Here is a 20,120-nt window from a genome sequence, read left to right on the forward strand (position 1 = left end):
AAAGGCAGAAGCTCGCAGGTTAAGAAGGTTAATTAATTTTATCGTCTAATAGGCTAGTAATCGTAAGGATTTTTCGGTTCGGGAATTGGAGTTAGGGAGTTAGCATTAATGACTAACTGACGTTTACCTGACAAAGTTTCTGTAATCATTTCACCTTGAACATTTAACCAGATGTCGGGAGAAAAATTGCTACGAGAAGAGGTAACTTTAACTGGTATTCCCACGGGATAGGCATCTGCGGCACAACAGGTTATTATAAACCGAGATATTAGGAAATAATTATCTGGTAGTTGAGGAGGATGAATCACAAATCCTTCTACTTTTACTTTTTGTCCGGTATAAGCATCTGGTTCTGGATAAACATTTAAAGTTCTCACCCAATCGATTAAAGTACGTTCTTCGGGACGTTTGGCGGTTTTAAATTCTCTAGGTTGAGCGCGAGTCATTAACAAAGTTTCAGTAACTCCTCGTTCTAAAGCGATTTGACTAGTGAATATGCGGGGAGTAATTACAAAGCCTAAGATAGCAGCTGTAATTAAAATAATGCTGCTTAGACCAGGAGCAAATAGAGTAATATGCTGTTCTGAGGGTGGGGTAACAAAATTTTTCCGCGAGTTGGGTCTTTTTTTCAGATAGGGCTTAAGCATGAGCCACGCTTTCCAACTACCGATCGTCAATAACCCAAAACCACCAAAAATTACTAACCAAAAGTAATCAGGGTGAATGAGTAAGCCAAGGGTATCTGTAAGCCAATATCTTAATAGTAAGATGCCCCAAGCAATAATAGCGATTACATCTAGCCAGGGAATCAGGGATTGATTGATTTTCAGTTTTTTCTTGAATGTGAAAGTCATCGGAGAACAGGTCAAGTGTGAGTGGGACAGGATTAGTGAGCGTGAGTTTTTAGTAAATCATTTGATAAATCAAGGTAAACAAAAAGGTAAATTGTGCGGCTAAAGCGAAGATATAAATTACGGCTCTTGATTTAAAGATTGTCAGCATTAAGCCTATAGCTTTTAAGTCAATCATGGGGCCGAAAACTAAAAATGCGAGTAGAGAAGCGGGGGTAAATACTGAGGCAAAGGAAAGAGCGAAAAAAGCATCTACTGTGGAGCAGATCGAGACGACTGCGGCTAATACCATCATGGCAACGATCGATGTAATTGGCCCTTGTCCTAAGCTGAGGATCAGTTCGCGGGGGGCTGTGACTTGAATGGCAGCGGCGATCGCACTTCCTATAATTAAAATTGCCCCAAGTTCGCGTAATTCTTGGATGCTGTTATCTAAAAACAAACCTAGCCGATATTTCAGAGATCTAAAAGATTTGCCAGTACCGACAGCAGCATTCATCGGGAAAGAAGCGGCATCCATGCGAATAGCTTGACCGGAACCGGAAAGTAAAAAACTTCCTGACTGCAATAAAGCTGGGGCTGGTTCTTCTTCTTGGTACATCTGAAACCAAGAACTGCGGCGTTTTGTGGTTGGGGTAGGCATGGAGTTGGCGACAGATGTTTGCAATAGGGGTCTTAAGTCTGCTTGGGCGCTAAATACCCAGCCGATAATGGTGGCGATCGTCAGGGAAAAAATGACGCGCAGGACGACTATTTCTGGTTGATCGCGGAAAGCTGTCCAAGTTGCCCAAATTACGATCGGGTTAACGGTTGGTGCTGCCAGAAGGAAGCCGATCGCTACTGGTGTCGGTACTCCTTGAGTAATCAGCCTTCTGGCTACGGGGACGTTACCACACTCACAAACTGGAAACAGGAAACCGATTAAACTACCAACGAAAGCACCCAGGAGGGCGTTACGAGGTAAAGCATTTGCTAATTTGCGTTCGTCCACAAATAGCAGTAGCAAACCAGAGAACAACACTCCTAATAGCAGGAATGGTAAGGCTTCTACTAGCAAGCTGAGAAATAGGGTAAAACCATTGTGCAATTGATTCATTTGGTTCCTGGTAGAGGGCGTTGTTTACCAGTGGAGATTGTCAAGATATTTTAACTAATCCCGCCTTGTTCTCAAAACGGTATATCTGCTAACAATGCCATATAGTTGGGAACAGTAGTTGCTCAGCACTGGTTAAGGGCGTTTCTAAGCTGGAAATGGGCATGACGGTTTTCTGGTTTTGGTTGGTCATAGTAGTGTTACTCTTCACCCATAAGAGGGATCTATTTATCTGCCATAAGGTAGATAGTATTTTTCAAGGTGATTGGTGTCACAAAAGTGCATTGACGGTAATCACGGTAAATTATTACCTTAGTTTGTGTAGTTATCTGAAAAAATTGTTACATCCAGGATAATTATGTCGCAATTAGCTGAACTGAATTCTAGGTCTTCCGGGCTGATTGAACTCCGATTCGATCGATTAAAGTTATTTGAGCCTGTAATCGGACAGTATAAGGACTTAGGGATAGAATTTCATGGGGCGATCGCTTTAAAACCATCTAACCCAGAGTTTTTTCCCCAATCTGGTGATGTGGTACTGATGCCACAGGGACATAAAATGCTGATCGCAACTAATTTTAAATATCCCGTTACTTCCGTTCGCGCCTTAGTTTGTGGTAGTGGTTCGATCGTGCTCACAACTTACGATATTAACGGCACTTTACTCGATCGCACCAGTAAACCAGCTGATTTTCCGCCTATTGTATCACCTGCTACAGAGAGCAAACTCCACCCCACTTGGTTACAATCAGAACAAAGAGGCATTACAAGAATAGAGTTACATTCTTGTACTCCGTTTACTTTGTCACATTTCTGCTTTTTGGGGATGGCTTAAACGGGTGTTGGTTCATTAAAAGGGTGCTTCTGCTTACGTGATTAATCTTGTTAGTTAATCAATGACTTAAGTATTAGTTTCTCCGCAAAAATTCTGGCGATTGCGTCCTCAGAACGAATGGTAAAGTAACAACAGAGCTAGTAATTTAGCCTTTTTTACTAATCAAGTAATCTTTTAGGATCTGAGATGCAAGCTTTAAGTTTAGAATCAACTTTACAAGACTTATTTCTGTATGATTTTACAATCGAAAGTAGCACTTTAAGTCATACAGTATATAAAGTTTTTGCAGATAATCATTTATTACCCGGAGTTATCATTACGCAACAAAAATTATTATGGAAAATGATTTCTCGTCGCGAATTTTTAGAACGAATGAGTCGTCCTTATGGTTTAGAATTATTTTCTCGCCGACCCATTAGTAATTTATGTATGTTATCTAAGAATGAACCTTTAGTTTTCTCTAGCGATACACGCATTGTCATAGCTGCAAAGCAATGTTTGTGGCGATCGCCAGAATTAGTTTATGAACCAGTTGTGGTAGAGTTAAAACCCAGAGAATATCGATTGTTAGATGTATATCAATTACTGGTAGCACAATCAGATATCCATGAATTAGCGAATTTATTAATTCAGGAACTTTACTACAAACTAGAAACAGCGAATCATAAATTACAGAAACTTGCAACTGTTGATAGTTTAACTAATTTGGCTAATCGCAGACAATTTGACGAGTATTTATATCAGCAATGGCAACAAATGCGACGGCAGATAGATTGGTTGTCGCTAATTTTGATAGATGTGGATTACTTTAAATTTTACAATGATAATTATGGACATATAGCAGGTGATTTCTGTTTACAAGAGGTAGCCAAAGCGATTAAAAGTAATGTACAACGTGCTACTGATTTAGTAGCAAGATATGGTGGAGAAGAATTTGCAGTAATTTTACCTACAACTTCTGCCGATGGAGCAATTTATTTGGCAGAACAAATAATGAACAGTGTCAGAAATTTAAAAATTGTTCATAAAAAATCGGCAGTTTCTCCTTACGTAACGATTAGTTTAGGTGTAGCTAGTGTAATTCCTAATTTAGAAATGAAACCATCTGATTTAATTGCTTTAGCGGATGCAGCACTTTATAAGGCTAAGTCTTCTGGGCGCGATCGCTATATTCTACACGCGGAATTAGAATAACAGAAATCACATCAATAATAGATGAGCTTTCCTGAAAATTTAAATACATATTTTTACACGAATAATATATAATTCCTTTAATAATTGGTTAAGAAAAGTTTGTCTTTAATTTAAAATAATATTATATAAAAAATTAAGAAGTATATTTTCTTTTTGTTAGATTATGGTGCTAAATTGGATACAGGATATTATTAAAATTTTCCCTATCCATAATTAGCAGATTTCCTCATGTTTACATTACAACATTTAGCCAACAACAAACCATATTTGTCACCAGCAGCAATGGCAGAATTGTCTTTAAATTCTACTCTCCAAGAACTATTGCTTTATGATTTAACTATTGAAAGTAGCCAACTAGGAAAAGAAGTAGCAAAAGCGTTAGAAGCAAATCCGTTGTTACCGGGATTTATTGTGTTAGAAAAAGGTCAGCTTTTGGGGATGATTTCTCGACGCAGATTTTTAGAATGTATCAGCCGACCTTACGGGCTAGAGATATTTATGAAAAGACCAATTAAATCTTTATATTCATTAGCCCTTACAGATACTTTAGTTTTTCCTAGCAATATGCTAATCGTTGAATCAGCGAAGAAATGTTTGCAGCGTCCCCCAGAATTAGTTGACGAACCAATTGTGGTAGAAATTGAGCCGCAAGTTTATCGTTTGTTAGACATTCATCAATTGCTTGTAGCTCAGTCACAAATTCATGAACTAGCAACTAAAGTAATTAATGAACAAACTAAGTCACAAATGTTGCAAACAGAGAAAATGGCAAGTTTGGGGCAGATGGTAGCGGGAATAGCTCATGAAATTTTAAATCCGGTTAATTTTATTGCCGGAAATTTAGAATATTTAGCTAATTACAGTCAAGATTTAATTGATTTAATTGCTGCTTACGAAACGGAAGTAAATTATGTACCTGAAACAGTAAATAATTTAAGAGAAGAGATAGAAATCGACTTTTTAAAAGATGATATGCAGCAAATTGTTAGTAGTATGCGATTGGGTACAGAAAGGTTAGTAAAAATAGTTAATAGTTTGCGGAATTTTTCTCATATTGGCGACGGACAGCAGAAACCAATAGATATACATGAATGCTTAGAAAGCACGTTACTGATTTTACATAATCGAATTAAGTACAGTATTGAATTGGTCAAAGATTACGGTAAATTACCACCAGTTAGTTGTTATTCTGGGCAGTTGAGTCAAGTATTTGTCAATATTATTGGTAATGCTGTTGATGCGTTAATGGAAAAGGTGTTAGTCGCACCTAAAACATGGAAAGCACAGATTAGAGTCAGTACAGAAATTGTAGAAGCTGAGGGTAAAAAATGGGCAAAGGTTAGAATTGGAGATAATGGCCCTGGTATTCCTGGGGAAATTCAGGGGCGAATTTTTGAAACTTTTTTTACTACCAAACCAGTAGGTAAAGGAACTGGGTTAGGATTAGCTATTAGTCATCAAATTGTGACCGAAAATCATCAAGGTAAGTTGAATGTGCGATCGCAAAGTAACAAATTAGAAGACTTTTCTGCCAATATAAATACCGAATTCGAGATTATGCTGCCATTATTTACCGCCTGCTAATTTTCGCCGTAACTCGCGAATAGCTGTGCTAGTATTGCGATCGCCAGCCACCCGAAAACACTCTACCAAAATTTCCGATACATTCATTGTGGGAAAATAGCGGCTATTATCTACAACTTCGTAGCCTTCTTCCTGATAGTTATAAATTACCAAACCTTTCCTTTTATATATCCAAACTTCCGGTACTTTGTAGGGTAAATAATCATTTACATCAGTGTAAGTAGTAACATCTATTTCTATTACTAAATCAGGGGATGGATCGACACCCCAATTAATGCGATTCTTCCCAACAACAGCTGCCCAATTATCAATATAAAAACAGTAATCTGGCTCAATTCCCCTAATTTTCGGCAAATCCATTGTAATCGGAGTAAATGCCTCGTAATCTCTTTCTAAACGATCTAGCAAAACTTTAACTACATCTGCGATTATATTCGCTTCACGTCCGTGAATAGGTAAAGGTGACATTAACAGAATTTCTCCGGGTCGATATTTAATGCGGGGAATAGATCGATCGCCCAATAACTCAACCAATTTCTGATAATCTTCCCAACTCCCAGGTAATCGTAAAATTGCACCTGGAGGTAAATAAATTTTCTCTGGTGTCACAACAGCAAACATTTAAAATTCACCTTCTTGTTGGATACCGATGACTAGGAAAATTTGACTAGGACTTACAGATTTACCAGATTTATTTATTAATACTGACGATCGCTTAAATCCATAAATCCTGGTCTTTGATTTTTAATTTTGCTTTAATTCCCCATTATTACTATCCCCGACAATGGCTTTCATTCCCTCTAAAGAAGCGGGAATACTACGCGGGTCCATAAACATTACCTTGCTGCTATCGCTGCTACCAATTTTTGTTCCCATTTCCAAATAATTTTGAGCAACTAAATATTGCAAAGCTTCTTTAGCATGAGGATCGCCTTGCAAAATCTTACTAATTATTTGCAAAGCTTCCGCTGTAGCTTGGGCTTTTAGAACTTGTTGCTGGCGTTCAGCTTGGGCTTTTAAAACAATGGTTTTTTGTTGAGCCTCTGCATCTAAAATCACCGCTTTTTGCCGTGCTTCTGCATCTAAAACTTGGGCTTCTGCCTTACCTCTAGCAGAGTTAATTGCAGCTTCTCTTTCCCCTTCCGATGTGAGAATTGCCGCCCGTTTTCTCCGTTCCGCGGACATTTGTAATTCCATTGAATCTTGGACTGCTTTAGAGGGAACGATATCTCGCAGTTCTACCCTTGTTACTTTTACGCCCCAAGGATCGGTAGCTTCATCTAAATCTCGCAAGAGGATTTCATTAATTTGAGAACGGGCGGTAAAGGTTTCATCTAATTCTAGTTTGCCCATTTCCGAGCGAATTTGAGTCAGCACTAAATTGACCATTGCTGAGTGAAGATTTTCTACTTTGTAGTAAGCTTTCTCCAAATCTAAAATCCGCCAATAAACTACCGCATCCGCAGTTATTGATACGTTATCACGGGTAATACATTGTTGCGGAGGAATGTCTAAAACTTTTTCCCGAATGGTTTCTTTATAAACAATGCGATCGACCACGGGAACAATGACATTTAAACCAGGTTGGAGTTTTCTTCCCTTATATTCGCCCCAAGTTTCTACCAAGGCTTCATTACCTTGATTAATTACTTTAACTGCACTAGAGACAGCTGAACCACCTAAAACTAAAGCTATGATTGCCGCCAAAAATCCTTCCATTTTTTTATCCTCTTTGTTATCTGGGAATTGGTTGATTTACAAGTTATCAGGTAAGACAATTAAAGTGGTGCCTTCCCTGCCGATCACGTAAACTTTTTCATTAGGTGCGATCGCTTTTGTTTCATCACTACAACGCGCCCGCCAAGAATTCCCTTCGTATAAAACTCTTCCCGTTTGTCCTGGCAAAATTTCGCTGATTGTTTGTGCTTCTACCGCATCCCTAATTGCTGGGCTTTTCCGTTTAGGTGTCAAACGACGGAACAGCAAAAATAACCCCCCGGAAAGTAGCAACCAAACTATTACCTGCAATAAAGGCGACGGCATCACGGGAGCAACTAAGGCAACGATCATCGCAGCTACGCCCATAATCACCGCAGTGTAAGCGGTGGGTAAAATGAATTCTACCAAACATAGTGCTGTGCCAAACAATAGCCAAACTAAGGTAGGACTGATGGTAAAGGATAATGCTGCTGTTGCCATTAATCCCATCAGCGAATCCAACTCGGTACTTGGTAGCGAGTAGTTGCTAGCGGCAACTAAACTCATTAATAAATCATCCAATAGCATATTGATATTCATTACCAGTACTTCTATAGTTAACATGAAGTATTTATTCTCAGAGTCAGATAAAATGGAAATTAATCGAAAGATTTGTTGATCGCAACACTTCAGTTATTACTTTTCTGTAAGAAAACGTAACTCTTTGAGACACACTCTGATTTAATAACTAAATCTATTTTATTAATGAAGCTCTATGAGCAGTTCCGCACCGTCGATGAATCGCTACCTTTGGGCATCTGACCCTGCTTCAGCCCAAATTTCCCCAGGAGTGCGAATACAAGATAGATATCAAGTAATTGCACCGCAAATTTGGCTAGATACGCAACCAGAAGTACCACCCTATGTCCCTCAAGAATTACCAGAAGAAACCATTCCCTACCTCCGCTTATTTCCCCAGCGGCTTCATATTCCAGAAGTTTATGGTATAGCTGTTTTAGGCGAGGAACCGGACAACGCAGAAGTAATTTTGCTGGAAAACGTGCCGATCGACTCTGAAGGCAATCTCTACCCCGCTATCATAGAGCAATGGCATCATACGAAAGCAGTCAGACAAGTTTATTGGCTGTGGCAAATTCTTCAATTGTGGACACCGCTATCGGAATTAGGAGTAGCATCAAGTTTACTAGTTCCCGAAAATATTCGAGTCCAAGGTTGGCGAGTTTGGCTGTTGCAACTGTTTAGTGATTCTCCAGAAATCGATCGCACAAATTCCACATATCCCGAACCAAGTTTAACCGCCTTCTGTGATTGCTGGTTAGAATGGATCGCCGGATCGCATCCTTCAGTTTTAGACCGCTTAGAACAAATTTGGCAACAGATTGGCGATCGGCGAAAAACGCTAGATGAAATTTCCTTAGAATTAAATCAGTTATTGTTAGAAAAAGCCGCCGAACTTCCCCTCCGGTTACAAGTAGCTGGCGCTACAGACCAAGGGCCAATGCGTTCTAGCAACGAAGATTCTTGCTATCCCACTGAATCCGATTTTCTCTTACAAACCGAATCACCTAACGATTTGTTAATTCCTAACTTCACCTTAGTTTGTGATGGAATTGGCGGACATGAAGGCGGAGAAGTTGCCAGTTTAATGGCATTACAAACCCTAAAATTGCAAGTGAGAGCATTATTAGTTGAAATCGCTCAACAAACAGAAATTGTCCCGCCAAATGTTATCTGCGAACAAATCACCGCAATTATTCGGGTTGTCAATGACTTAATTGCCAAACAAAATGATTCCCAAGGGCGAGAAATGCGTCAAAGAATGGGAACAACATTAGTCATGGGATTGCAAATACCACAAAAGATTAATAAACCAGATGGAACTATTTTAGAAAATGCCCACGAACTTTTTATTGCCAGTGTTGGAGATAGTCGAATTTACTGGATAACCGCTGATTATTGTCAACAAATAACAATAGATGATGATGTCGCAACTAGGGAAGTTCGTTTAGGGCGAAGTTTCTACCGGGAAGCATTGCGGCGAGTTGATGGCGGTGCTTTAACACAAGCATTAGGAACAAGAGAAGCGCAAATTTTGCGTCCGACAGTTCAACGATTCATCTTAGAAGAAGAGGGAATGTTATTATTATGTTCTGATGGTCTGAGCGATAAAAATACCGTAGAAGAATCTTGGCAGGAATTTGCTAAACCTGTCCTAAAAAATAAGATTAGTTTAGAAGATGCGGTGCAATCTTGGATTAACCTAGCTAATGAAAAAAATGGACATGATAATACTTCAGTAGTACTCACCCGCTGTTTACTTTCTCCCGAACCACCCGTACTATTTGAACCAAGAAAAGTAGAAGTAGAAGCAGAATCAGAAGCACAAACACCAACCGCTAGTTATCCTCTAGAATCGGAATTTACCGAAGCTTCTAAAGCATTATTGTACTCAGAAGCTACTCAACCAGAAGCAGGCGAAACTGTTGATGTGGAAACTGTAAGGCGGGGTGGTTGGTTAACAGTGTTGGTAACTTTAGGAGTGTTAGTAGTGTTTGGTTTAATTGGTTTTGGAGTTTGGCGATCGCTAATTCCCCAAAATACCCCACCAGCACAAGAAACACAAGTAAATCCTAACGATTAAATAGGATATTTGTGAATCTAAAATCGTGCGAATCCAATTCTCACTTTAGATTATGATTACTCAAATTCCGGCCTCTCAATTATCAATTTCCTGGCCCAAACTACCAGAAGATTTTCCCCTACCTGACAATCCAGTGGAATTAGCCCAGCCGAGGTGGGTAGAGGCAGTTTGGCACTGCCGCAACGAATTGATTTGTTTACAAAGTTATCCAAATCATATCGTAAAAAGGCGTTGCGTAGTGCGTCTTCAGACCACGTAGCAACATCCTTTTAGAATCCCCTGTGCTTCTAGCCAGGGGAGATGTCAACTTGCAGGTTTTACCCACTGACAGTAAATTGCTAAATCGAGAGCAAAGCGAGCGAAAGCGAAGAGCAAAAGACTTTCAATACAGAGAATACCCAAAGACCAAAGGGTACTTTCCCACTTTAACCCGATATCCACCTGAGCTAAACCTCTGACTAGCCCAAAAGATAACACCGCGCCTTCTTGGAGATGAGAATTTTCATCTTGGCGGATAATGTAGCGGTAAGTGATACCGAAGAGGAAACCACTAAAAAAAGCAACTCCTCCACTAAATAACAGATTAATCAAAGTTGAAGTTTGCCAAATAGCAACAGCGGGAAACTGCTGTGTCAGAAACCAATGCAACAGCGTCATGACGCTAAATGCCAGCGACAGCGACAAAGCGCCACAAATACCAGCCTTCAGAGATTCTATCCGTTCCGCGTTTAAGTCGTCCAAAGTTAAGATCCCAGCACTAACGAAGTATGATAATCTTTGGAGTCGTTTTCGATCTGATTGGTTGTAAATAAAGCTTATGGATATCCTCTCTTTAGGTTGGGTTGCTTTGTTAGTTCTCTTTACCTATTCGATTTCAATGGTAGTTTGGGCGCGTAACGGTTTCTAAAACAGTGGAAACAATAATACCTATTTACAATGTTCTCGCCGTAGCAGCTTTAGTACTGTTACTCACTGTCACTGGTGGCGTTGTTTACTTAACGTTAGCAGATTGGCGCGATCGCAGACGACAAGAGCGAGATCAACGTTCTCGTCGTCGCTGAGTCTAGGCAGAGAGGCAGAGAAAACAAGGGGATAAGGGAAAAATTTTACCTTTTCTCCTGCCTTCTTGCCTTCTGCCTCCTAAACTTCTCCCTTACAAAGTCAAGACATCTGCTTCAGTAAGAGTGTTAGCATCAACTCCCTGTAACACAGCTAAAAGTTTTCCATTGCTGGAAATTAGCGTATTCGCAGCATCAGTTCCAGTACCTTGATTGACACTCTCACCGCCAAGCTACGCTGTGGCGGGAGATTCTTGCTTCAACGAGTGACCTTGCTTGAGCGTTGTTTCCAAGTTCAAGTAGAGGGTCGTCTCTCCACAAGCGTTAATTTCGCTATGCCCTAGCGTATTTGATACGTAACCAAGTATTTGCAGAGCCTTGATTAGGATATTAATCGCGGCGTTTTCGTCTCTGTCTAAAATCACTCCACACTTACAAGCATGAGTGCGAACAGACAGGGATTTTTTCACTGTTGCGCCACATTTTGAACAATTCTGCGAAGTGTGGTGGGGTGGTACTGCGACAGCAACTTTGCCAAACTTAAGGGCGAAATATTGTATCCATTCCCTAAATTGTGACCAAGCTGCATCATTGATCGACTTGGCTAGGTGACGGTTTCTCACCATGTTTTTCACTTTTAGGTCTTCAAAAGCTACGATGTCGCTAGACATCACTACGCACCTTGCCGTCTTCACCGCAAAGTCTTTACGCTGCCTTGATACCTTTAAATGCTGTCTACCTAGTCGGTTAATCGCTCTTTTCCTGTTATTTGAACCCTTAACCTTTTTGGAAACTCGACGCTGTAACCGTTTTAACCTTTTCTCTGACTTTCTCAGGTAGCGTGGATTATCTACTTTATTTCCTTCGCTATCGGTGCAGAAATGATTCAATCCTACATCTAATCCGATATTCCTACCCGTTGGCTCCAATGTTTGCTTAACATCAACATTAATGCAGAACTGGCAATAGTATCCATCGGCTCTCTTGATTAATCTAACTCTTTGAATTTGCTCTATTTGGTAAAAGTGCAAATCGTAAGTTCCGATTAACTTGAAAGTACCCATTCCTTTCTTGTCGGTAAAGGTGATGGTTTTCTTGTCATCAGAAAGCTTCCATCCTGATTTCTTATATTCAACGGAACGTTGATTCTTTTTGAACTTAGGAAAGCCTTTCTTTCCGGGAGTCTTCTTTTTGCAATTATCAAAGAAGCGAGATATGCCAGCCCAACACCTTTCTGCTGATGCCTGTCTAGCTGTCGAGTTGAGTTCTGCTGTAAAGGAAAATTCCTTGGCTAATCTAGCGGTATATTTATTTAGATCGTAGCCACCCACGCCTTTATTATCTATCCAGTATCTTAAGCACTTGTTACGGATAAATTGAGAGGTGCGAATAGCGTCATCAATTGCTTGATATTGCCTTAGTTTTCCTTTTAGCTTGAACTCGTAGACTATCATGGTTAATCGACCTAATCACCAACTTTATAGTAGTACAATCCTACAAAAACGTCGATTTGCTACGCTCAATTTGAGTTGGTTGGTCACAATTCATCTCCCGTTACAACGCAGTTTAACGGGAGTCTTCTTGCTCCATTGAGATAACAGCATTGTGGGCGGGGCTGTTTTTCCAACCTTGTAGCGCATCTGTGGCTGTGGCGATATAACTACCTGTACCGCCAAAGGCATTTTCGTAACCATTACCAAAGTACCCGGTATTTAACCTTTGGGGTGCTGCCCACATTGCTGAGTAAGTACTGGGGTTGTTAGGGTCGTAAGGTGCATCACTCCAAGAGTGAGTTAAAGTCCCGATGTTTTCTGCTAAATCTTGGACATGGCGATTAGCAACGGTACTCAGGGCTTTGGATGCTGCTATGGGCGCTAGTCCATTTTGGGCGCGATATTCGTTGACTAGATTGTAGAGCTTGGTTTCTTCAGATTCCAAACCGTCTCCCGGAAGGTTTGAGTAAATATTAACTGTCATGGTAGTTTTTCCTTAAGTTTCAAAAAGTAGAAAATGTACACAAAGCGAAATAAATATTGATACCAGTATGGTTCTGGGTTTTTCTCTGCCATGCTTTGATTAATTGGTAAAATGACGAATCCTGGCTACATTTATCATTCCCAGGAAAAATCGAAATATCAGTATTAAAGCGAAAAAACTTTTTCTTTGTTACGAACTTGTACGTACTTTATTCAAGCAAAAGAGCAAGGAAAGTGGAAGTAAACAGGAAAATTAGCAGAATTTATTTGGCAAGCAAGATTGACTTTCGCAAGGGTAACTATGCTAACCTGTTGAGAATCGCTACACTGGCTGATACAGTTGTATTTTTATCTCGGTTCGCCCAGCGCATAATGGTTCATATAAAGCGCGTGGAATTATCTCACTTCAAGTCCTTCGGCGGCACTTCCCAAGTCCCTCTGCTGCCGGGGTTTACGGTTATTTCTGGGCCAAATGGTTCGGGAAAGTCGAATATTTTGGACGCGCTGCTGTTTTGTCTTGGTCTTGCTAGTTCTAAGGGGATGCGTGCGGAACGCTTACCTGATTTGATTAACCACAATCACCAAACTAATCGCGGTACTGCTGAAGCTAGCGTTACCGTGACTTTTGATTTGTCTGATGAGCCTGGGTTTTTTGCTGCTGAGGAGCAGGGGAGCAGAGGGGCAGAGGAGCAGAGGGGCAGAGGGGCAGAGGAGCAGGGGAGCGAGTCTACTGCTGATACTGTTGAATTAAATGGAGATGGAGAAAATTCCCAGTCCCCAGTCCCTAGTCCCCAGTCCCCGAAAGAATGGAGTGTGACGCGAAAGTTGCGGGTGACGAAGCAGGGGAGTTATAGCTCGACTTACTTTATTAATGGGGAGTCTTGTACGCTGACGGAGTTGCACGAGCAGTTGAATCGGTTGCGGGTTTACCCGGAAGGTTACAATGTGGTGTTGCAGGGGGATGTGACTAGCATTATTTCGATGAATGCTAAGGAACGTCGGGAAATTATTGATGAGTTGGCGGGTGTTGCTGCTTTTGACCGGAAGATTTCTCAGGCGAAGGAGACTTTAGAATCGGTTAAGGAAAGGGAAGATAGTTGTCGGATTGTGGAAAGGGAGTTGATTTCGCAGCGCGATCGCCTTTCTCAAGATAGAATTAAGGCGGAAAAGTATCAGAAACTCCGCGGCGAATTACAGGAAAAGGAGAAGTGGGAGGTTGTTTTAGTTTGGCAAACTCTCAGAAAACAAGAATGGCAGTTAAGGGAACAAATTGCATTAGGCGATCGCAATTCTATCCAATTAACTGAACAATTGGAAAGTCTCAATCAACAAATTCGGCAAGTTAGCGCAGAATTAGAAGAGTTGAATGCTAAAGTTAAGGCTCTGGGTGAAGAGGAACTTTTGGCATTACAAGCGGTTTTGGCAACTCAAGAAGCGGAGAAACGTCAGTTACAATTACGCCAAACGGAGTTAACGACGAGTTTTAATGAAACGGAAAAACGGTTGAGGGAAACTCGCCAGGAAATTGAGCAACATCAGCAAAGTTTAGGGCGAATTTCTCAGGAACAGGAATTTGTGAGAAATGAGTTGGTGGGATTGGTGGCGCTGCGGGATGCTGCACAGTTGGCGGTGAATCAGAGTCGGGAAAGTGCAAGTGCGATCGCATCTTCTTCAGAAGCTTGGGTACAACAACAAACTTCCCTAAATCGCCAAGTTGAAAGTTTATTAGAAATCATCGACCCTCAACGCACAGAACAAGCACAATTAAGGGAACGTTCAACTAACTTAGAAAGGTTAATTGAAGAACAAACGCAACTTTTAGAATCTCTTGCACCTCAGTTAGAAAGTAAACAATCTCGCGAGGTGGATTTTGAAAATCAATTACAAGATTCTGGCGAAAGAGTGCAGCAGTTAGCGGAAAGATTATCTTACGCGGAACAAGAGTTAAAACTGCAACAAGATACGCAAAAACGTCTATCTCAAGAACAGCGAGAAAAGCAACGCCAACTCGATAAATTAGAAGCGCAACAACAAGCGCAACAAGAAGCACAAGGAACTTACGCGACTAAGTTAATTTTACAGTCTGGAATGCCGGGAATTTGTGGTTTAGTTGCTCAGTTGGGAAGAGCTTTTCCTGAATATCAATTGGCGCTGGAAACTGCGGCGGGTGCGCGTTTGGGACATTTAGTGGTCGAAGATGATGGAATTGCGGCGGCGGGAATTGAATTATTAAAACAGAAGAAGGCGGGAAGAGTTACCTTCTTACCTTTGAACAAAATTTATGCGCCAAAACTTACCCCAGTGGTAAGTTTAAGATATGCTAACGGATTCATTGATTATGCAATTAATCTGATAGAATGCGAACCACGATATCGAGATATTTTTGCTTACGTTTTTGGGAGCACTATTGTATTTAAAACTTTGAGCGATGCGAGACAGTTTTTAGGTCAGTATCGCATCGTAACTTTAGAAGGAGAATTGTTAGAAGCTAGTGGGGCGATGACTGGTGGAAGTGTGAGTCATAGTTCTGGGTTGCACTTTGGTACAGGTCATTCTACTGAATCGGTAGAAGTAGTAAGTTTGAAGAATAGATTGCATGATATTGAGTTGGTTTTGGAGAGATGCGAAGAGAGTATTGGAAAACTTTCGCTTTCAGTGAAACAGCTAACTCAAGAGTTAACGGAAGCGAGACAGGAAAGACGGGAACAAGAGTTACATTTTGAGCAATTGAAGAGAGAAATTAATGGGTTGAACGAACAGCGATCGCAATTGAACTCCCAAATTGCTAAAAATACCTTAGAATTATCAAGTGCCAAATCTCGCTTGCAAATTCTCGAAACTGAATTACCTGCCAACGAAGCAAACTTAGCCCAACTAAGACAAACTTTAGCTGAGTTGGAACAGTCGCAAATTCACAGCGAATGGCAACAAATGCAAGCAACGATTAAAGTTCAAGAAGCAGAACTAAATCAACGCGAGCAAAATCTGCGAAACGACGAACAAAGGTTAAAAGATTTAGAGAATCAAAGTCAACTTCTCCAATCAAGAATTGGTGAATCTCAGCGACGGGTGACGGAATACGAAACCCAGAGAAATCAGCAACAAGAACAGTTAAATACTGTGTCGAATCAAGACTTAGAACTTAATGCGAAGATTGGCGAAACGCAAGCGGCGATGGTGCAAGCAGAGGCGAAGTTAGGAGAAGAGAAAAAGACGAGAGATGCTAGGGAAAATAAATTGCGTCAACTGCAAAAATCCCAACAACAAACTGAATGGGAATTGCAAAAACTGCAAGAAACTCAAGCTGCACGTCGGGAAGAATTAACAAACGTGGAAACGCAAAGACAAACCCAAGAAACCGAATTACCCGAACCTTTACCCACTGTACCAGAAAACACTAATTTGGAAGAATTGCAGAAAGAAATCCGGGCGATTCAAAAGCGGTTGCAAGCGATGGAACCCGTGAATATGTTAGCTTTGGAAGAATACGATCGCACCCAAGCGCGTTTAGATGAACTAACCGAAAAACTCACAACTTTAGAAGCAGAACGCACCGAGTTGTTACTGCGAATTGAAAACTTTACCACCTTGAGATTTCGCGCTTTTAAAGAAGCATTCGATGCAGTAAATGAGAACTTTCAGACAATTTTTGCTGAACTTTCCGAAGGAGATGGTAGCTTAACTTTAGATAACCCGGAAGATCCTTTTGCTGGGGGACTGAACTTAGTTGCTCATCCAAAAGGAAAACCAGTGCAACGACTAGCTTCCATGTCAGGAGGAGAAAAATCTTTAACCGCCTTGAGCTTTATTTTCGCCTTACAACGCTATCGCCCCTCGCCATTTTACTCATTTGATGAAGTCGATATGTTTTTAGATGGAGCAAACGTGGAACGATTAGCTAGAATGATTAGACAACAGGCCGATCGCGCACAGTTTATCGTGGTTAGTCATAAAGGCCCTATGATTAAAGCAGCAGAGAGAGTAATTGGAGTGACTCAAGCAAGGGGAGCATACACACAAGTGTTGGGAATTAAGTTGCAAACTGCGGCTAAACCTAACTAAACTTTATTTCATTAAGATTGGTAATATAAAAGGATTTTTCATTCTTGTTTCGGGATAAGTTAATGACATCTGATCAGATCCGCCTCCGCTCAGAAATATTGGGTACACAGGTTATTACTCGCGACACGGGTAAGCGCCTGGGAGTAGTAAGTCAGCTTTGGGTAGATATCGATCGCCGAGAAATAGTCGCGCTCAGTTTACGAGATAATATACTTGGGATCGGCGGCGTACCCAGAAATATGCTTTTAGAACGCATCCGTCAAATAGGCGACGTTATTTTGGTAGATGATGATAGCGTCTTAGAAGATGATGTAGATGTAGAAGCATATAGTAATCTAGTCAACTGCGAAGTAATTACAGAAACAGGCGAACCTTTGGGAAGGGTAAGAGGGTTTAAGTTTGATATTGAAGACGGTAAACTGACTTCTTTAGTTATTGCTTCGGTAGGTTTACCACAAATTCCCGATCGGGTTGCAGGTTTTGAGACAATTAGTACTTATGAGTTACCGATTCAAGAAATTGTCAGCAGTGGCCCAAATCGGTTAATCGTCTTTGAAGGTTCGGAAGAAAGACTGGTACAATTAACCGTGGGCGTAATGGAACGCTTAGGTATTGGTAGAGCGCCTTGGGAACGAGAAGAAGACGAGTTTGCTGCTCCTGTAGCGATTAGACCAGAAAATCAATTACCAAAAGGCGAACCTTTGCGTGCAGCTAACCCCCAACCAGTTCGCGCCACCAGACCTGTTGTAGAACAAGAATGGGATGATGATAATTGGGAAGCTGAGCGTCCGCAACCTTTACGCAAAATGGCGCAAGCAGAACCAGTATACGAGGAAGAGTTAGAAGAAGCAAATTGGAGCGAACCACCACAACGGAGTTACGCCCAAAAAGCAGCTTACCCGGAACCGGAACTCCCACGTTACGATAGTCGGAAGTACGAAGATCAGTACGACGAAGATTATGATACCGAGGACGTTTGGGCGGATGATGAATCACCTAAACCTTACAAAGCTCCCAAGGTGAATATTCCTGAGAAGAAGAAAGCACCGGAGTACGAAGAGGAAGAACGCTACTAAAGTTTTGGGTTGTTGGTGGTAAAGCGGTGGCTTCTTTAAGGAGTCGCCGCTTTTAATTTATTGTAATTTTTGTAGGGTGCGTAACGCACCATCGCCAATGATTTTTTTAACCACAGATGTCCACAGATGAACACAGATGAACACAGATGTGCGGGTAGGTTTTTGGTGGGGTGCAAAAGTCTGTTTTTTGAACGCAGATGTTAAAGCTTTATTGTTATGTTTCATATAATTTGGTAAGTTTTTGCTCTAATCTTTCAAACGCTACTTCAAGAGGGAATTTTTCACCTAGTTCTAGTTCTTTCAGTCCAATTTCTACTTTTTCGCGAGTTTCTTTTAAACTCTGCTTGTAATTTATACTTTGTTCTTCTAGTAAGTTTAATGCTGCTGCGATCGCCATTCTCTCCCCTCTTCCTTTGCGCTCTTCGCGTCTTACTCGCTACGCACACGCGGTTCAATAAAAGCCAAATTTAAAGTTTTTTATCGATTTGCGCCAGATGTGTAAATTTAGAAGATCTCATGGGATTAATAAAACTAGTGTTTTTCCCTGTTTTGGAGCGATTATCAATGTTTAATTTTAACAATCTCAAGCTTAGAGGCAGAATTATTTTGGGGTATGGAGTTCCCTTATTGCTAACACTTGGAGCAACTTCAGCAGTAATCTTTAATGCTCAAAAAGTAGAACAACAAGGAACAGCAAGCGAGCGAGGTTGGTCGCTTGTGCAAGACACCGATCGCTTAGCTTTAACTTTATATAAACGACAGTCAATGATTCGGGCTTATATCTTAACAGGTGAACAACGATTTTTGGATCAATATGAAACAAGTGTTACGGAATATAATCAGTACATTAGTTCTTTAGAAACAGCAGTACAATTTTCTACTTCCGAGCAAGCAAAAAGACTAGAAGAATTAAAAGTTCTCGGTAAAAAAATTTATCAAGCTAACTTAGATATGGCTAGATTAGTTAAGGCTGGTAATTCTGAAGATGCGATTAAGTTATTTTCCGAAGGGCCAATATTGCCTTTAGTCGAGCAAGCTTCGGAGGTATTTAGGAATGTAAATACTACAGAAGATAAGCTACAGGCGGGGAGAGATCAAGAGGCGACAGAGGCAATGCGATCGCTAATCCTAACCGCCATATTTGGGACAATTGCTGCTATTCTTATGGCTGTAGTAATTGGTTCTTGGTTGGCTTCTCGAATTACTAAACAGGTAAATGAAATTGCCAACAATATTGCTACTTCTTCTAGGGAAATTGCGGTGACAGTGGAACAACAAGAACGCACTGCTATTCAGCAATCTAGTTCGGTTAATGAAACTACAACTACGATGGATCAGTTGAGTGTATCTGCTCAACAATCTGCTCAACAAGCTGAAACTGCGGCTAGTGGCGCTCAACAAGTTTTGTCCTTGACTGGTGAAGGTAACGAAGCAGTAAATCGTACTTTAGACAATATGTTAATGTTAACTAATCGGGTGAATATTTTAGCTGAACAAATCTCTCTTTTAAATGAGCAAACTAGTCAAATTGGTAGTATTTCTGGATTAGTTGCAGACTTAGCAAATCAAACTAATATGTTGGCATTAAATGCAGCAGTGGAAGCAGTGAGAGCAGGAGAACATGGTAAAGGTTTTGGTGTAGTTGCGTCGGAAATTCGCAAACTTGCCGATCAAAGTAAAAAATCAGCTGAGAAAATTAATCACTTGGTAAATGCTATTCAGTCGGCACTTAATTCCACAATTATGGTGACAGAAGAAAGTACAAAAGCGACTTTTCAAGGAACTCAAATTACTGAACAAACCGCAGAAGTTTTTAATCAAGTAACAAAAGCAATTAATGATGTTGCAGCTAGTGTAAAACAAATCTCTATTAATGCTAACCAACAAGCTATGGCTGTGCAACAGGTAGTCACGGCGATGAATACGCTAAATACAGCAGCTAGAGATAACGCTAGTGGTATTAGTCAAACTAAAGTTAGTACTCATCAATTAAATGAAGCGGCACAAAATTTAAAGGCGGTAGTTTAATAT

19 protein-coding genes are annotated in these 20,120 nt (G+C 40.7%); 9 read left to right on the forward strand and 10 right to left on the reverse strand.

Annotation, left to right across the window (positions count from 1 at the left end; genetic code table 11):
• Positions 1-53 precede the first annotated feature (53 nt).
• Positions 54-854: a TIGR03943 family putative permease subunit gene (locus ACE1B6_RS25420; RefSeq protein WP_413260080.1), complete on the reverse strand. Its 801-nt coding sequence runs from the start codon at positions 852-854 to the stop codon at positions 54-56.
• Positions 855-903: 49 nt separating this feature from the next.
• Positions 904-1,947: a permease gene (locus tag ACE1B6_RS25425; RefSeq protein ID WP_413260081.1), complete on the reverse strand. Its 1,044-nt coding sequence runs from the start codon at positions 1,945-1,947 to the stop codon at positions 904-906.
• Between the two features lie 355 nt (positions 1,948-2,302).
• Here ACE1B6_RS25425 and ACE1B6_RS25430 point away from each other — a divergent pair, with 355 nt between their 5' ends.
• From ACE1B6_RS25430 to ACE1B6_RS25440, 3 genes are all read left to right on the forward strand, one after another.
• Entirely contained in the window at positions 2,303-2,779 is a 477-nt protein-coding gene (locus ACE1B6_RS25430) for a hypothetical protein (protein ID WP_413260082.1), read from the forward strand.
• 186 nt (positions 2,780-2,965) lie between these two features.
• Entirely contained in the window at positions 2,966-3,973 is a 1,008-nt protein-coding gene (locus ACE1B6_RS25435) for a diguanylate cyclase (RefSeq protein ID WP_413260083.1), read from the forward strand.
• Between the two features lie 228 nt (positions 3,974-4,201).
• Complete coding sequence (locus tag ACE1B6_RS25440; protein WP_413260084.1) at positions 4,202-5,557, forward strand: sensor histidine kinase; 1,356 nt, start codon at positions 4,202-4,204, stop codon at positions 5,555-5,557.
• Here ACE1B6_RS25440 and ACE1B6_RS25445 read toward each other — a convergent pair.
• From ACE1B6_RS25445 to ACE1B6_RS25455, 3 genes are all read right to left on the reverse strand, one after another.
• Positions 5,540-6,178, reverse strand: a complete 639-nt coding sequence (locus tag ACE1B6_RS25445; protein ID WP_413260085.1) for a Uma2 family endonuclease — start codon at positions 6,176-6,178, stop codon at positions 5,540-5,542. The genes ACE1B6_RS25440 and ACE1B6_RS25445 overlap by 18 nt on opposite strands.
• 123 nt (positions 6,179-6,301) lie before the next feature.
• Positions 6,302-7,276, reverse strand: coding sequence for an SPFH domain-containing protein (locus ACE1B6_RS25450; RefSeq protein WP_413260086.1), 975 nt, complete (start codon positions 7,274-7,276; stop codon positions 6,302-6,304).
• A gap of 36 nt (positions 7,277-7,312) precedes the next feature.
• Positions 7,313-7,879, reverse strand: coding sequence for an NfeD family protein (locus ACE1B6_RS25455; protein ID WP_413260087.1), 567 nt, complete (start codon positions 7,877-7,879; stop codon positions 7,313-7,315).
• Between the two features lie 151 nt (positions 7,880-8,030).
• On the opposite strand from ACE1B6_RS25455, the gene ACE1B6_RS25460 reads away from it, so the two are divergent.
• Positions 8,031-9,917, forward strand: coding sequence for a protein phosphatase 2C domain-containing protein (locus ACE1B6_RS25460; RefSeq protein WP_413260088.1), 1,887 nt, complete (start codon positions 8,031-8,033; stop codon positions 9,915-9,917).
• Positions 9,918-10,220: 303 nt separating this feature from the next.
• Here the strand turns inward: ACE1B6_RS25460 and ACE1B6_RS25465 are convergent, their stop codons facing one another.
• Positions 10,221-10,658, reverse strand: coding sequence for a hypothetical protein (locus ACE1B6_RS25465; RefSeq protein ID WP_413260089.1), 438 nt, complete (start codon positions 10,656-10,658; stop codon positions 10,221-10,223).
• A gap of 76 nt (positions 10,659-10,734) precedes the next feature.
• On the opposite strand from ACE1B6_RS25465, the gene petN reads away from it, so the two are divergent.
• A complete protein-coding gene (petN, locus tag ACE1B6_RS25470) occupies positions 10,735-10,824 on the forward strand; it encodes a cytochrome b6-f complex subunit PetN (protein WP_073597243.1) in 90 nt (29 codons plus the stop codon).
• A 4-nt stretch (positions 10,825-10,828) separates the two neighbouring features.
• Positions 10,829-10,978 (forward strand): hypothetical protein, encoded by a 150-nt coding sequence (locus ACE1B6_RS25475; protein ID WP_413260090.1) that lies wholly within the window; start codon positions 10,829-10,831, stop codon positions 10,976-10,978.
• Between the two features lie 230 nt (positions 10,979-11,208).
• Here ACE1B6_RS25475 and ACE1B6_RS25480 read toward each other — a convergent pair whose 3' ends face one another.
• Both ACE1B6_RS25480 and ACE1B6_RS25485 read right to left on the reverse strand, forming a co-directional pair.
• A complete protein-coding gene (locus tag ACE1B6_RS25480) occupies positions 11,209-12,429 on the reverse strand; it encodes an RNA-guided endonuclease InsQ/TnpB family protein (RefSeq protein ID WP_413260091.1) in 1,221 nt (406 codons plus the stop codon).
• Between the two features lie 112 nt (positions 12,430-12,541).
• Positions 12,542-12,952: a CAP domain-containing protein gene (locus ACE1B6_RS25485; RefSeq protein ID WP_413260092.1), complete on the reverse strand. Its 411-nt coding sequence runs from the start codon at positions 12,950-12,952 to the stop codon at positions 12,542-12,544.
• A 371-nt stretch (positions 12,953-13,323) separates the two neighbouring features.
• Between ACE1B6_RS25485 and smc the strand changes: the two genes are divergently transcribed.
• Both smc and ACE1B6_RS25495 read left to right on the forward strand, forming a co-directional pair.
• On the forward strand, positions 13,324-17,013 hold the full coding sequence (gene smc / locus ACE1B6_RS25490; RefSeq protein ID WP_413260138.1) for a chromosome segregation protein SMC: 3,690 nt from the start codon (positions 13,324-13,326) through the stop codon (positions 17,011-17,013).
• 62 nt (positions 17,014-17,075) lie between these two features.
• Positions 17,076-18,089, forward strand: coding sequence for a PRC-barrel domain-containing protein (locus tag ACE1B6_RS25495; RefSeq protein WP_413260093.1), 1,014 nt, complete (start codon positions 17,076-17,078; stop codon positions 18,087-18,089).
• Positions 18,090-18,146: 57 nt separating this feature from the next.
• Here ACE1B6_RS25495 and ACE1B6_RS25500 read toward each other — a convergent pair whose 3' ends face one another.
• Both ACE1B6_RS25500 and ACE1B6_RS25505 read right to left on the reverse strand, forming a co-directional pair.
• Positions 18,147-18,314 (reverse strand): hypothetical protein, encoded by a 168-nt coding sequence (locus tag ACE1B6_RS25500; RefSeq protein WP_413260094.1) that lies wholly within the window; start codon positions 18,312-18,314, stop codon positions 18,147-18,149.
• Positions 18,304-18,486, reverse strand: coding sequence for a hypothetical protein (locus ACE1B6_RS25505; protein ID WP_413260095.1), 183 nt, complete (start codon positions 18,484-18,486; stop codon positions 18,304-18,306). Before ACE1B6_RS25505 ends, ACE1B6_RS25500 begins: the two co-directional genes overlap by 11 nt.
• A 167-nt stretch (positions 18,487-18,653) precedes the next feature.
• Here ACE1B6_RS25505 and ACE1B6_RS25510 point away from each other — a divergent pair, with 167 nt between their 5' ends.
• Positions 18,654-20,117: a methyl-accepting chemotaxis protein gene (locus tag ACE1B6_RS25510; protein ID WP_413260096.1), complete on the forward strand. Its 1,464-nt coding sequence runs from the start codon at positions 18,654-18,656 to the stop codon at positions 20,115-20,117.
• Positions 20,118-20,120: the final 3 nt, after the last annotated feature.

The organism is Floridaenema fluviatile BLCC-F154, assembly GCF_041929135.1.
GTDB lineage: Bacteria > Cyanobacteriota > Cyanobacteriia > Cyanobacteriales > Aerosakkonemataceae > Floridanema > Floridanema fluviatile.

Bases quoted from the DNA above. Each gene is read 5' to 3' on its own strand.
- petN (WP_073597243.1), top strand. From the start codon at position 10,735: ATGGATATCCTCTCTTTAGGTTGGGTTGCTTTGTTAGTTCTCTTTACC.
- ACE1B6_RS25460 (WP_413260088.1), top strand. From the start codon at position 8,031: ATGAGCAGTTCCGCACCGTCGATGAATCGCTACCTTTGGGCATCTGAC.
- smc (WP_413260138.1), top strand. From the start codon at position 13,324: ATGGTTCATATAAAGCGCGTGGAATTATCTCACTTCAAGTCCTTCGGC.
- ACE1B6_RS25430 (WP_413260082.1), top strand. From the start codon at position 2,303: ATGTCGCAATTAGCTGAACTGAATTCTAGGTCTTCCGGGCTGATTGAA.
- ACE1B6_RS25485 (WP_413260092.1), bottom strand. From the start codon at position 12,952: ATGACAGTTAATATTTACTCAAACCTTCCGGGAGACGGTTTGGAATCT.
- ACE1B6_RS25445 (WP_413260085.1), bottom strand. From the start codon at position 6,178: ATGTTTGCTGTTGTGACACCAGAGAAAATTTATTTACCTCCAGGTGCA.
- ACE1B6_RS25425 (WP_413260081.1), bottom strand. From the start codon at position 1,947: ATGAATCAATTGCACAATGGTTTTACCCTATTTCTCAGCTTGCTAGTA.
- ACE1B6_RS25455 (WP_413260087.1), bottom strand. From the start codon at position 7,879: ATGTTAACTATAGAAGTACTGGTAATGAATATCAATATGCTATTGGAT.
- ACE1B6_RS25480 (WP_413260091.1), bottom strand. From the start codon at position 12,429: ATGATAGTCTACGAGTTCAAGCTAAAAGGAAAACTAAGGCAATATCAA.
- ACE1B6_RS25420 (WP_413260080.1), bottom strand. From the start codon at position 854: ATGACTTTCACATTCAAGAAAAAACTGAAAATCAATCAATCCCTGATT.
- ACE1B6_RS25495 (WP_413260093.1), top strand. From the start codon at position 17,076: ATGACATCTGATCAGATCCGCCTCCGCTCAGAAATATTGGGTACACAG.
- ACE1B6_RS25510 (WP_413260096.1), top strand. From the start codon at position 18,654: ATGTTTAATTTTAACAATCTCAAGCTTAGAGGCAGAATTATTTTGGGG.
- ACE1B6_RS25500 (WP_413260094.1), bottom strand. From the start codon at position 18,314: ATGAAACATAACAATAAAGCTTTAACATCTGCGTTCAAAAAACAGACT.
- ACE1B6_RS25450 (WP_413260086.1), bottom strand. From the start codon at position 7,276: ATGGAAGGATTTTTGGCGGCAATCATAGCTTTAGTTTTAGGTGGTTCA.
- ACE1B6_RS25505 (WP_413260095.1), bottom strand. From the start codon at position 18,486: ATGGCGATCGCAGCAGCATTAAACTTACTAGAAGAACAAAGTATAAAT.
- ACE1B6_RS25440 (WP_413260084.1), top strand. From the start codon at position 4,202: ATGTTTACATTACAACATTTAGCCAACAACAAACCATATTTGTCACCA.
- ACE1B6_RS25435 (WP_413260083.1), top strand. From the start codon at position 2,966: ATGCAAGCTTTAAGTTTAGAATCAACTTTACAAGACTTATTTCTGTAT.